We start from the raw sequence: 12,149 nt of genomic DNA, 5'->3' as shown, positions 1-12,149 counted from the left end.
CTTAGAGTCATGCCCAACAGTTCGACTGTTGGGCATGACTTTTTTTGGCCTGCGCTTATGCCAGTGCCAGTCGCAATTTCTACAAAAATAATAAGGTGGAAAACATGACTCACGAAACGGTCGATATCAAGGCCTGGATCGATGACAGGCCCGTCGCCAAATACCAGTGGTTGATTCTTGCACTGTGCTTTTTCGTTGTGTTGTTCGATGGTTTCGATGTGGCGGTGATGGGCTTTGTCGCGCCGTCACTGATCCAGGAATGGGGCCTGTCGCGCGCCGCTTTCGGCCCGGTGATGAGCGCCGGCATGGTCGGGTTGGCCATCGGCGCACTGACTGCCGGGCCATACGCCGACCGCCTGGGCCGCAAGAAAATCATGCTGTTTGCGGTCACCGGTTTCAGCGTACTGAGCCTGGCCTGTGCCTTTGCCCGCAACCCCTATGAACTGGCGGCCCTGCGCCTGCTGACCGGTGTGGCGCTGGGGGCTGCGTTGCCCAATACCACCACGCTGCTGGCCGAATACCTGCCAGAGCGCAACCGTTCGCTGTTTATCACCCTCATGTTCACCGGCTTCAATATGGGTTCGGGGCTGGGCGGCTTCGTCGCGGCCTGGTTGATACCGAGCCATGGCTGGCAGTCGGTGCTGCTGTTTGGCGGGATCATGCCGTTGCTGTTACTGCCGTTCCTGTGGCTGCTGTTGCCCGAGTCCGCACGCTTTCTTGCCGCACACAATGCTTCGGCCAGCCAGATTGCCAAGGTGTTGAACAAGCTGGGCGGTACCTTCACCGCCGCCACCCGGTTTGTCATGTCCGAACCCCAGGTGCAGCACAAGGCGCCAGTGCGCATGCTGTTCACCGAGCAGTACCGCTTCGGCACGCTGGCCCTGTGGCTCACCTATTTCATGGGCCTGTTGGTGATCTACCTGACCATGGGCTGGATGCCGACCCTGTTGCGTGACGGCGGACTGTCCATCGAGCGTGCCGCAACCATTACCGGGCTGTTCCAGATCGGCGGCACGGTGGGCGCCATTGTGGTGGGCTGGGCAATGGACCGGCGCAATCCCAATGCGGTGATCGCGACCTCCTATGCCCTGGGCGGTGCCTTTATCCTGCTGCTGGGCGCCTTCAGCCTGGAGTCGAGCCTGCTGGCGGTTGGCGTGATTGCCGCAGGCTTTTGCATGAGCGGAGCGCAAACTGGCCTCAATGCCTTCGCGCCGGGTTATTACCCGACTGATTGCCGGGCGACCGGGGTGAGCTGGATGCTGGGCATCGGCCGTTTTGGCGCAATTTTCGGCTCGCTGGTCGGCGGCGCGGTACTCAGCCTGGGGTTGGACTTGCCGCTACTGTTCGCGATGCTGGCGGTACCAGCCTTTATCGCCGCGCTGGCGATCCTGGGCAATGGCCGAGCACGGCGCCGGGCTGTCAGCCGCGTAGTACTGGCGCAATAAACTCTTTTTATTCAAGGAATTTGTCATGGCTCGCATCATCGGTGGCCTCGCTGTATCTCACACCCCGACCATCGGCTTCGCAGTCGATCACGACAAACAGAACGAGGCTGCCTGGGCACCGATCTTTGAAGGTTTCGAGCCGATCAAGATGTGGTTGAAAGAGCAGCAGCCGGACGTGCTGTTCTACATCTTCAACGATCATGTGACGTCGTTTTTCTTCGATCACTACGGCGCGTTTTCCCTGGGCGTGGATGAGCGTTACGAAGTGGCCGACGAAGGCGGCAATCCCCGCGCGTTGCCGGGTATCGGCGGGCATGCGGCGCTGTCGAGGCATATCGGTGAAAGCCTGATGGCTGATGAGTTCGACATGAGTTTCTTCCGCGACAAACCGCTGGATCACGGGTTTTTCTCGCCCATGTCGGCGCTGCTGCCGTGCGAGCCGGACTGGCCGGTGCAGATCGTGCCGTTGCAGGTCGGGGTGTTGCAGTTCCCGATTCCCAGTGCGCTGCGTTGCTACAAGCTGGGGCTGGCGCTGCGCCGCGCCATCGAAAGCTACCCCGAAGACTTGAAGGTCGCCATCGTCGCCACCGGCGGGGTCTCCCATCAGGTGCATGGCGAGCGCTGTGGCTTCAACAACCCGGAGTGGGACGCGCAGTTTGTCGACTTGCTGGTCAACGACCCGGTACGGCTGACCGAAATGACCCTGGCCGAATTCGCCACCCTCGGCGGGCTCGAGGGGGCGGAGGTGATCACCTGGCTGATCATGCGCGGCGCGTTGTCGGCTGTGGTGAAAAACCTGCATCAGGACTACTACCTGCCGTCCATGACCGGGATTGCCACCCTGTTGCTGGAGAACCAGGACCGCGCGGTGCCGGCCGAGGTCAATGCCCGTCATCGGGCCCATATGCAGCACCAGCTGGCTGGGATCGACAAGCTGCCAGGCACTTACCCCTTCACCCTGGCCCGCAGTGCCAAGGGCTATCGCCTGAACAAGTTTTTGCACCGCATGATCGAGCCCCAATGGCGCCAGCGCTTTCTGGCCGAGCCTGAGGCATTGTTTGCCGAATCCGGGCTCAGTGAAGAAGAACGCGACCTGTTGCGCCGCCGGGACTGGCGAGGGTTGATCCACTACGGGGTGATTTTCTTTGTACTGGAAAAACTCGCGGCGGTATTGGGCATCCCCAACCTGCAGGTCTATGCCGCCATGCGCGGCGAAAGCCTGGAAGATTTTATCCAGACCCGCAATCAGCAAGTGCTCTATTCAGTGGCGGGCAAAGCTTCGCGCTGATCGTGTTGCCCCCTGCAAAGGGGGCGTTTAACCAAAACAAACGGAAAACAATAACAATGACTGTCACCCTCAACTCACGCAATTTCTGCGCGTTGGCGCTTGCCTGTGCGTTGCCTTTACCAGGCCAGGCGGCCGGCTTTGTCGACGATGCCAGCGTCAACCTGAACCTGCGCAATTTCTCTATCAACCGCAATTTCACCAACCCGGGCAATGCCCAGGGGTTGGCTCAGGAATGGACCCAGAACTTTATTCTGGACGCCAGGTCGGGTTTCACTCAGGGCACTGTCGGCTTCGGGGTGGATGCGCTGGGCCTGTATTCGATCAAGCTCGATGGCGGCAAGGGCAGTGGTGGCACCCAATTATTGCCGGTGGGCAGTGACGGGCGCCCGGCTGACGATTTCGGGCGTCTGGCAGTGGCCGGGAAAATGAAGATCGGCAAGACCGTGCTCAAAGTGGGGGAGTGGATGCCGGTGCTGCCGATCCTGCGCTCCGACGATGGCCGTTCGCTGCCGCAAACCTTTGAAGGGGCTCAGCTCACCTCGCAGGACATCGACGGCCTGACGCTGTATGGCGGGCAGTTCCGCAAAAACAGCCCGCGCAACGATTCGAGCATGGACGACATGTTTATGCAGGGCAAAGCGACGGTCACCTCCGATCGCTTCAACTTTGTCGGCGGTGAATACACCTTCAACGAAAAACGCACGATGGTCGGCTTGTGGAATGCCGAGCTCAAGGACATCTACCAGCAGCAATACCTGCAAGTGACCCACAGCCAGCCGCTGGGCGACTGGACCCTGGGGGCCAATCTGGGTTACTTCCGCGGCACTGAAGACGGCAGTGCCAAAGCTGGCGATCTGGATAACCGCACGGTCTCGGCGCTGCTTTCGGCCCGTTACGGCGCCAGCACCTTCTATGTGGGCCTGCAAAAGGTCACCGGCGATGATGGCTGGATGCGGGTCAATGGCACCAGTGGTGGCACCCTGGCCAATGACACGTACAACTCCAGCTACGACAGCGCCCGGGAGAAGTCCTGGCAGTTGCGCCACGACTACAACTTTGCGGCGCTTGGGGTGCCGGGCCTGACGTTGATGAACCGCTACCTCAGTGGCAGCAACGTGCACACCGGCACTGTCACCGACGGCAAGGAATGGGGCCGGGAAACCGAGCTGGCTTACACCCTGCAGAGCGGCACGTTCAAGGACCTCAACCTGCGGCTTCGCAACTCCACGATGCGCCGCGACTACAGCACCAACGAGTTCGATGAAAACCGCCTGATTGTCAGCTATCCGCTGAATATTCTCTGAGGGCTTGATCCCGTAGCAGCTGCCGAAGGAACGAGGCTGCGTTCGATTGCGAAGCAATCGCAAAATATGAACCCGCGATTTAATTGAAAGACCGCGATTTCAGGTTTTACGACGGCTGCGCCGCCGGACGCAGCCTGCGGCAGCTGCTACGGGTTCAAGGTTCAGGGGGCTGCTCCTGGATCACCTGACGGATCACGTCCATCAACGCCTTTGCCACCGGCGAGTGCAGGCTGGCGGTGCGTGAGGTGAGGCCGATGGCGCGAGAGGTATGGCGCAACTCCAGCGGCAGGATGCACAGCTCGCCACTGGCAATTTCTGCCTCCAGCTGGTGTGCGGACACCGCCGCAAGCATGTCCGAGCGCAGCAGCAAACCACGGATGATCGCCATGTCGCCGCTCTCGACCATCGGGCGCGGCGGCGCAATGCCAAATGCCGCAAAACAGTCGTCGAGCATATACCGCGCTGGCGAACCGGCTCGTGGCAGCACCCATTGCGCATCAGCCAGTTCGGCCTGCACGGTGCTTTTCGAATACAGCGGATGACCGCGCCGCGCCAGTACGACCATCTCCTCCGTCAGCAAGGCTTCGCCCGACAGGTCGCTGGCGTATGCCGTCGAGCGCAAGGCGCCGAAAATAAAATCTACATCGCCCGCGCGCAACTCGGTGGCCAGCAGGTCGAACGGGCTTTCGTTGGTGATCACCTGGATTGCGGGGTGTTCGCGCATCAGGCGCACGATGGCCTCGGGCAGGATGCGGGTGCGGCCCAGGGGCAGGGCGCCGACCTGGACCACGCCCTGCAGCGTTCCCTGCAGGGCGCTGATATCGGTGTCGATATGGCGCAGTTCATTGAGGGCGCGGCGCACCGGGAACAGGATGTCGAGGCTGGCGCGGGTGGGTAGCAGGCCTCGTGGCGTACGCTCGAACAGGGTTTGGCCGCAACCGCTTTCGAGCACCTTGAGGGTCGAACTGATGGCGGGCTGGCTCAGCCCGAGCAGGCTGGCCACGGTCTGCATATGGTGGGTTTCGCACAATTTGACGAAAACTTGCAGGCGCCGGGCCTGGAACAGATACAGCGGCTCGGTCCGGGCTTTGTCAGCACCGTCGAGCAACTGCGGGACGCTGTCCAGTTCGGCCAGCACGCGGCGGGCGCGGGGCAGCAGGCGGGTGCCGTAATCGGTCAGGCGCATGCCGTTGGCGTGGCGCTCAAACAACAGCACACCGAGGCGAGTCTCCAGTTCGGAAATCGAACGGGTCACTACCGACTGTGCCCGGAACAGGGCTTCAGAGGCTTTGGACACACTGCCGTAGTCGGCCACCCGGACAAAGGCGCGCACGTGCATCAGGCTGGGTAGCTCACTCGATTGCATGGGGGCAGGCTCTTTGATTGGGCAATACAGTGGGACTATGCCTGCCTGGCAGATGAGCTGGCAATAAATAAAACGCATACCTGTAACAAGCTTATGCATTACTCCGGGGCGGCAGCTGGGTGCGATCCTTTGGCCAACTGTTGAAGGAGCCCGCACATGAATGCATCACCCAAAACCGCACTGGTTGTCAGTGCCCACTCGGCCGATTTTGTCTGGCGCGCCGGCGGTTCCATCGCCCTGCATGCGCAACAGGGTTATGCGGTGCACATTGTTTGCCTATCGTTTGGCGAGCGCGGTGAATCCGCCAAGTTGTGGCGCAAGGGCGAGATGAGCGAAGAGCGGGTCAAGCAGGCGCGCCGCGAGGAAGCGCAGCAGGCCGCAGATATTTTGGGCGCCAGTGTCGAATTCTTCGATATCGGCGACTACCCGATGCGTGCCGACAAGGACACGCTGTTTCGCCTGGCGGATGTGTTTCGCCGCGTGCAGCCGGAATTTGTGCTCAGCCATTCGATCAAGGACCCGTACAACTACGATCACCCGCTGGCCATGAACCTGACCCAGGAGGCGCGCATCATTGCCCAGGCCGAAGGCTACCGGCCGGGCGAGAAAATCGTCGGCGCACCACCGGTGTACAGCTTTGAACCGCATCAGCCGGAGCAGTGCGAGTGGCGCCCGGATGTGCTGCTGGACATCACCGATGTGTGGCACAAAAAGTACGCGGCCATTCAGTGCATGGCCGGCCAGGAACATCTGTGGGAGTACTACACCCGCGTCGCTTTACAGCGCGGCGTACAGGCCAAGCGCAACGTGGGCATCGCCTCGGGTCGCAATATCGAGTATGCCGAGGGTTACCAGAGCATTTTTCCGCGTGTGACGGAGAACCTGGCATGAGCGAACTGATCGGTAAAACCGGCCTGGTGGTGCGCAATATCCCCCGTGCCGACGCGGCGCAGGTCAACGAACTGGGGCGTTACGGGGTGGCCACGATCCATGAGGCCCAGGGCCGCAAAGGCCTGCTCGCCCCTCGCATCACACCGATCCAGCGCGGTACGGTGATCAGCGGCACGGCAGTGACAGTGCTGATAGCGCCGGGAGATAACTGGATGTTCCATGTTGCCGTGGAGCAGTGCCAACCCGGGGACATTTTGGTGGTGGCGCCGACTTCACCTTGCACTGACGGTTATTTTGGCGACCTGCTGGCCACCTCGCTCAAGGCCCGCGGTGTGCGTGCACTGGTGATCGATGCGGGGGTGCGAGATACCCACACCCTGCGCGGCATGGGTTTCCCGGTGTGGTCGCGGGCCATCAGCGCCCAGGGCACGATCAAGGAAACGTTGGGCTCGGTTAACCTGCCGATCATCTGCGCCGGGCAACTGGTCAACCCCGGGGATGTGGTGGTGGCGGATGACGACGGGGTGGTGATTGTGCGTCGCGTCGAGGTGGCGAAGGTGGTCGAGGCCAGCCGTGAACGGGCTGATCTGGAGGACCACAAGGCGTTGCGCCTGGCCAAGGGCGAGCTGGGGCTGGATATCTACAACATGCGCGGGCGACTGGCCGAGAAAGGTTTGCGTTATGTCGACAGCATCGAAGAGCTTGAGGGCTGAGCATGACCCAGACCCGCATTCCTTGCCTGTTGATGCGCGGCGGCACTTCCAGGGGCGCGTACTTTCTGGCCCGCGACTTGCCCGCAGAGCCGCTGTTGCGCGATCGCGTGCTGCTGGCGGTAATGGGTTCGCCGGACAGCCGGCAAATCGACGGCATCGGTGGTGCCGACTCGCTGACCAGCAAGGTAGCGATCATCCAGCCGTCGGCGCGGCCGGACGCCGATGTCGACTATCTGTTTGCCCAAGTGCTGGTGGATGAGCCGCGGGTCGATTACGGGCAGAACTGCGGCAATATCCTTGCCGGGGTCGGGCCGTTCGCCATTGAGCGGGGGCTGGTGCCGGTGGCGGGGGACGTGACATCGGTGCGGATTTTTATGCAAAACAGCGGGCAGGTCGCGATCGCTCATGTGCCGACACCTGCCGGCCATGTGCGCTACAGCGGTGAAGCGCGAATTGATGGCGTGCCGGGCTTGGCTGCGCCCCTGATCGTCGAGTTCGAGGACATTGCCGGGGCCAGTTGCGGCGCACTGTTGCCGACCGGTAACGCTGTGGATGTGCTGGACGCAATTGAAGTGACCTGTATCGACAATGGCATGCCGGTCGTGCTGTTGCGGGCACAGGACTTGGGTTGCAGTGGCTATGAAAGCCCGGCGCAGCTTGACGCGGACGTTGCGCTGAGGGCGCGGCTTGAGTCAATCCGCTTGCAGGCCGGTCTGTTCATGAACCTGGGCGATGTGCGCCAGCGCAATGTGCCGAAAATGTGCCTGGTGGCACCTGCGCAGGCAGGCGGGGCGTTGTGTACGCGAACATTTATTCCGCATCGCTGCCATACCAGTATCGGTGTATTCGGGGCGGTCAGCGTGGCCACGGCGTGCTTGATTGAGGGCAGTGTGGCTGCTGCTCTGGCCCGGGCCGGGGCGGGAGATATGCGGCAATTGCAGGTTGAACATCCAACGGGGGAGTTTACGGTGGAGCTGTGTTTGCAAGCCGGGCAAGTAGTGGGGTGCGGGCTGATGCGCACGGCGCGGTTGCTGTTTGACGGGGTGGTGTGTGTGCCGGCGGCGGTCTGGGCAGGCTAAGATATCTGCTCATTTGGGAGCTGGCTTGCCTGCGATGCAGGCGCCGCGGTCAATCAGGCAAAGCGCATTGATTGATAGCCTCGCGAGCAAGCCCGCGCTCACAGGACAAATGCGCGCTGGCGTGGTCTATGCTCTTGTTCCCACCGGTTTGCCGGTGTTCGCACAAACAGGAGGTTGACCATGAGCAAGAAGATTTTGGTGGTACTGACCAGCGTCGAGAAATACCCGAACCTTGATCGCGCCACGGGCTTATGGCTGGGCGAGGCGGTGCATTTTGTGCACAAGGTTGAGGCCGCAGGCTATGCCGTCGACTATGTCAGCCCGCAAGGTGGGTATACGCCGATCGACCCCCACAGCCTGGCAGCCGAGATGGCCTCGCCGATCGACTGGCAGTGGTACCACAACAAGGCGTTCATGAACCGGCTCGGGGCGACGCTGACGCCGGATCAGGTCAACCCGGATGACTATATCGCCATTTATTACGCGGGCGGCCATGGCGTGATCTGGGATTTCCCTGACAACGAGAAACTGCAAGCGCTCAGTCGCCATATCTATGAGCGCGGCGGGGTGGTTTCGTCGGTGTGTCATGGCGCTGTGGGTTTACTGAACATCAAGCTGAGCAATGGTGAACTGCTGGTCAAGGGCAAGAAAGTCACTGGTTTTTCCAATGAAGAGGAAGACCTGGCCGGGCTAAGCCAGCATGTGCCGTACCTGACCGAAACCGAGCTGGTGAAGCGTGGTGCCTTGTATCAAAAAGCCGGTACCCCGTGGGCACCGTTCGCCATCGCTGATGGGCGACTGATTACCGGGCAAAACCCGGCATCGGGCGGGCCGATAGCGGAGCTGGTGCTGGCGGCCATTGAGTAAAACACCCTTTCTAAAGCCGATGCAGGCCTGTCAGCCTGCATCGGCCCGCGTAATACCCACATTAAACTTTTGAATCCCAAGGATATTCTGTAGCCTTGTCGCGCTTCAGTGCTTGTCCGTGCCTGATACATACATTCTCCCAGCGGGGCTTGACGGCCCGGAGCTGGTGGTACACTCGACTTTCGCGCAACAGCGCTTGCAGGTCTTGCGAACATGACGCAAATTTCTGAACGACTTCTGGTTCAAGCTCACCTTGATGCCAAGCAGCCCAAGCCGTTGACTGAGGCTCAAGCCCTCAGCCTGCGGGCGCAGATCGCCGCCGAGCTCAAAGCCCGCGACGCAGTGCTGGTGGCGCACTTTTATTGTGATCCGGTGATTCAGGCCCTGGCCGAAGAAACCGGCGGCTGTGTGTCCGATTCCCTGGAGATGGCCCGCTTTGGCGCGGCTCACCCGGCCAAGACCATCCTGGTGGCCGGTGTGCGCTTTATGGGTGAAACGGCAAAAATCCTCACCCCGGAAAAACGCGTGCTGATGCCGACGCTGGAGGCCACCTGCTCGCTGGATCTGGGCTGCCCGGTGGAGGAGTTCTCGGCGTTTTGCGACAAGCATCCCGAGCGCACGGTGGTGGTGTATGCCAACACGTCGGCGGCAGTCAAGGCCCGGGCTGACTGGGTCGTAACGTCAAGCTGCGCGCTGGAGATCGTCGAAAGCCTGATGGATAACGGTGAAACCATTATCTGGGGGCCTGACAAGCATCTGGGTCGTTATATTCAGCGCCAGACCGGTGCCGACATGCTGCTGTGGGACGGTGCCTGCATCGTTCACGAAGAGTTCAAGTCCAAGCAGTTGGAAGACATGAAGGCGCTGTATCCGGATGCTGCGATCCTCGTGCACCCGGAGTCACCGGAGTCGGTGATTGATCTGGCGGATGCCGTGGGCTCTACCAGCCAGTTGATTGCTGCGGCGCAGAACCTGCCCAACAAGACCTTTATTGTGGCGACCGATCGCGGCATTTTCTACAAGATGCAGCAGTTGTGCCCGGACAAGGTGTTTATCGAGGCCCCGACCGCAGGTAACGGTGCGGCGTGCCGCAGTTGCGCGCACTGCCCGTGGATGGCGATGAATACCCTGGAGCGCACGCTGGAATGCTTGCAGCAGGGTACGAACGAGATTTTCGTTGACCCGGCGCTGGTGCCCCATGCCATTCGCCCGCTCAAGCGCATGCTCGATTTCACCCAGGCGGCGCGGTTGAAACTGGCGGGCAATGCCTGATTAGCCAGCACTGTTCTCTGTGGGAGCGGGCTTGCTCGCGATGGGGTCAACAAGGTCAAACTGACATACCGAGTTGCCTGAATCGCGAGCAAGCCCGCTCCCACAGGAACTGAGCCAGTCAGGCTCAGTTCATCATTTCCTTGAGCGCCCGTTCCTGATCCATCAGTTCCCGCTTGCGCGCATCCAGGCGTGCCGACAGCTGGAAGTTGTTGGTCAGCTTCTGGGCGAAGTCCAGTTGCTGGATGGCCTGGCGATAATCCCCTACCAGCGCGAAGTATTCGGCACGGGCCTGGTGCAGGCCGATGATATTGCCTGACAAACCGCGGGTTTCGGCCACCGAGTACCAGACATCCGGGTCATCCGGGCGGCTCTTGAGCAGCGCTTCAAGGGCCTTGTCGGCTTCCTTGGGATTGTTTTGCTTGAGCAGCAAATCCACCCGGGCCTGGTTGAGCGGGTAATTGCCGGGGTACAAGGTGCGCATCCGGTCGATGCGCTGCTGGGCTTCGCTCAGGCGGTTGCTGTCCATGTCCAGCTCGATCTGCGCCAGGTTGTAGGTGATGTCGTTGGGCGACTTTTCCAGCAGCGGCTTGAGGGTCTCGCGGGCTTCGTTGAACTGGCTGCCTTTGATGTAGGCAATCGCCAGGCCATAACGGGCTACGTCGTTCTTCGGGTTCTCATCCAGTTGCTGGCGAAAACGCTTGGCGGCCAGCCCGGGGGTTTCTTCGTAGTTGAGCTGCACCCGGGCGCGGATCAACTGATAGCGCAGGCTGTCTTCGGTGCCGCCCGGCCGGGCCTGTTCGGCGCGGTTGCGGGTGTCGGCGATACGGGATTCGGTGACCGGGTGAGTCAGCAGGAATTCCGGTGGCCGGCCATCAAAACGGTACTGGCGCATCAGACGCTCAAACATGGTGGGCATGGAGCGCGGGTCGTAACCGGCCTTTTCCAGGTTGAGAATGCCGATTCGGTCAGCTTCCTGCTCGTTCTGGCGCGAAAAGCGCCGTTGTTCCTGCAGGGCCGCAGCCTGGGTGCCGGCAATCGCAGCAATGCCGGCGTCGCCTGCGCCAGAGGCCGCCACGATAATCCCGGCGAGCAGCGCAGCCATCATTGGCAACTGCATGCGTTGCTGGGCTTCCACGCCACGGGCAAAGTGGCGCTGGGACAAGTGGGCCAGTTCGTGGGCCATGACCGAGGCGTATTCACCTTCGGTCTGGGCGTTGAGGAACAGCCCACCGTTAACCCCGATGATCCCGCCAGGTGCGGCGAAGGCGTTGAGCTGCGGGCTGTTGATCAGGATGAATTCGAGGCGGCGATCCTGCACCTGGCTGGTTTCGACCAGTTTGTAGACGCTGGTCTCGACATAGTCCTTGAGCTGCGGGTCGTTGAGCTGTGACACCTGGCTACGCAACATGGCCAGCCAGGCGCGGCCCAGTTGGTATTCTTGCTGTGGCGAGACAATGGACGAACTGGCGTCACCCAGAGACGGTAAATCGTCGGCGAAACTCGGTGATGCGAGCAGGCAAGCGAGCGTCAACAGGGTAGGGCGCAGAAAAGTCATGCACAAAGCTCTGGTTGGTAAAGCGCTTACTGTAGCTGGACACTCGGCTGGCGACCAGTGGCGGGGTTGCTTGGGGTATTCTAGCTGGCATAAAAAATGCCCTCTGTGGAGATGTACGCAATGACTGATGTGTTGGCCCATGATGCCGAACTGGATGCTGCGGGTCTGAATTGCCCGTTGCCGCTGCTCAAGGCCAAGATGGCGCTGAACAAGATGGGCAGTGGCCAGACCCTCAAGGTGATCGCCACGGACGCGGGCTCACAACGTGATTTTCGTACCTTTGCCCGTCTGGCAGGCCATGAGCTGCTGCGTGAAGAAGAGGACGCCGGCACCTATCGCTACTGGTTACGCAAGGCCTGAGCCCAGGCC

11 protein-coding genes are annotated in these 12,149 nt (G+C 61.1%); 9 read left to right on the top strand and 2 right to left on the bottom strand.

The annotated features are described in order from the left end of the window. Positions 1-104 precede the first annotated feature (104 nt). From BLU25_RS07670 to BLU25_RS07660, 3 genes are read left to right on the top strand one after another with little or no spacing between them, the layout of a single operon-like run. A complete protein-coding gene (locus BLU25_RS07670) occupies positions 105-1,445 on the top strand; it encodes an MFS transporter (protein ID WP_029611581.1) in 1,341 nt (446 codons plus the stop codon). Positions 1,446-1,470: 25 nt separating this feature from the next. Next, complete coding sequence (locus BLU25_RS07665; protein ID WP_016782286.1) at positions 1,471-2,733, top strand: gallate dioxygenase; 1,263 nt, start codon at positions 1,471-1,473, stop codon at positions 2,731-2,733. Positions 2,734-2,789: 56 nt separating this feature from the next. Next, positions 2,790-4,037: an OprD family porin gene (locus tag BLU25_RS07660; protein ID WP_016782287.1), complete on the top strand. Its 1,248-nt coding sequence runs from the start codon at positions 2,790-2,792 to the stop codon at positions 4,035-4,037. Between the two features lie 154 nt (positions 4,038-4,191). Here BLU25_RS07660 and BLU25_RS07655 read toward each other — a convergent pair whose 3' ends face one another. Then, a complete protein-coding gene (locus tag BLU25_RS07655; RefSeq protein WP_016782288.1) occupies positions 4,192-5,403 on the bottom strand; it encodes a LysR family transcriptional regulator in 1,212 nt (403 codons plus the stop codon). A gap of 156 nt (positions 5,404-5,559) precedes the next feature. On the opposite strand from BLU25_RS07655, the gene galB reads away from it, so the two are divergent. The 5 genes from galB (at position 5,560) to nadA (ending at position 10,225) form a co-directional block, all read left to right on the top strand. Continuing rightward, positions 5,560-6,294: a 4-oxalmesaconate hydratase gene (galB, locus tag BLU25_RS07650; RefSeq protein ID WP_016782289.1), complete on the top strand. Its 735-nt coding sequence runs from the start codon at positions 5,560-5,562 to the stop codon at positions 6,292-6,294. Next, positions 6,291-7,007, top strand: coding sequence for a 4-carboxy-4-hydroxy-2-oxoadipate aldolase/oxaloacetate decarboxylase (locus BLU25_RS07645; protein ID WP_016782290.1), 717 nt, complete (start codon positions 6,291-6,293; stop codon positions 7,005-7,007). The genes galB and BLU25_RS07645 overlap by 4 nt, the downstream gene beginning before the upstream one ends. Before the next feature lie 2 nt (positions 7,008-7,009). Then, positions 7,010-8,086: a 4-oxalomesaconate tautomerase gene (locus BLU25_RS07640; protein WP_016782291.1), complete on the top strand. Its 1,077-nt coding sequence runs from the start codon at positions 7,010-7,012 to the stop codon at positions 8,084-8,086. Positions 8,087-8,266: 180 nt separating this feature from the next. Then, positions 8,267-8,953 carry a type 1 glutamine amidotransferase domain-containing protein gene (locus tag BLU25_RS07635; RefSeq protein WP_016782292.1) on the top strand — a complete coding sequence of 229 codons (687 nt, stop codon included), beginning with the start codon at positions 8,267-8,269 and terminating at the stop codon, positions 8,951-8,953. A gap of 213 nt (positions 8,954-9,166) precedes the next feature. Next, positions 9,167-10,225 carry a quinolinate synthase NadA gene (nadA, locus tag BLU25_RS07630; RefSeq protein WP_016782293.1) on the top strand — a complete coding sequence of 353 codons (1,059 nt, stop codon included), beginning with the start codon at positions 9,167-9,169 and terminating at the stop codon, positions 10,223-10,225. A 124-nt stretch (positions 10,226-10,349) separates the two neighbouring features. On the opposite strand, the gene BLU25_RS07625 is transcribed toward nadA, so the two are convergent. Next, entirely contained in the window at positions 10,350-11,780 is a 1,431-nt protein-coding gene (locus tag BLU25_RS07625; protein WP_016782294.1) for a M48 family metalloprotease, read from the bottom strand. Positions 11,781-11,900: 120 nt separating this feature from the next. Here BLU25_RS07625 and BLU25_RS07620 point away from each other — a divergent pair, with 120 nt between their 5' ends. Continuing rightward, on the top strand, positions 11,901-12,140 hold the full coding sequence (locus BLU25_RS07620; protein ID WP_016782295.1) for a sulfurtransferase TusA family protein: 240 nt from the start codon (positions 11,901-11,903) through the stop codon (positions 12,138-12,140). Positions 12,141-12,149 lie beyond the last annotated feature (9 nt).

Source organism: Pseudomonas fragi (assembly GCF_900105835.1).
Taxonomy (GTDB): domain Bacteria; phylum Pseudomonadota; class Gammaproteobacteria; order Pseudomonadales; family Pseudomonadaceae; genus Aquipseudomonas; species Aquipseudomonas fragi.
The sequence above is the reverse complement of the archived record's forward strand: the minus strand, read 5'-3'. Positions and strand labels throughout refer to the sequence as shown.

Coding starts and splice junctions, on each gene's coding strand:
- BLU25_RS07635 (WP_016782292.1), top strand. CDS start 8,267: ATGAGCAAGAAGATTTTGGTGGTACTGACCAGCGTCGAGAAATACCCG.
- nadA (WP_016782293.1), top strand. CDS start 9,167: ATGACGCAAATTTCTGAACGACTTCTGGTTCAAGCTCACCTTGATGCC.
- BLU25_RS07625 (WP_016782294.1), bottom strand. CDS start 11,780: ATGACTTTTCTGCGCCCTACCCTGTTGACGCTCGCTTGCCTGCTCGCA.
- BLU25_RS07645 (WP_016782290.1), top strand. CDS start 6,291: ATGAGCGAACTGATCGGTAAAACCGGCCTGGTGGTGCGCAATATCCCC.
- galB (WP_016782289.1), top strand. CDS start 5,560: ATGAATGCATCACCCAAAACCGCACTGGTTGTCAGTGCCCACTCGGCC.
- BLU25_RS07660 (WP_016782287.1), top strand. CDS start 2,790: ATGACTGTCACCCTCAACTCACGCAATTTCTGCGCGTTGGCGCTTGCC.
- BLU25_RS07655 (WP_016782288.1), bottom strand. CDS start 5,403: ATGCAATCGAGTGAGCTACCCAGCCTGATGCACGTGCGCGCCTTTGTC.
- BLU25_RS07665 (WP_016782286.1), top strand. CDS start 1,471: ATGGCTCGCATCATCGGTGGCCTCGCTGTATCTCACACCCCGACCATC.
- BLU25_RS07620 (WP_016782295.1), top strand. CDS start 11,901: ATGACTGATGTGTTGGCCCATGATGCCGAACTGGATGCTGCGGGTCTG.
- BLU25_RS07640 (WP_016782291.1), top strand. CDS start 7,010: ATGACCCAGACCCGCATTCCTTGCCTGTTGATGCGCGGCGGCACTTCC.
- BLU25_RS07670 (WP_029611581.1), top strand. CDS start 105: ATGACTCACGAAACGGTCGATATCAAGGCCTGGATCGATGACAGGCCC.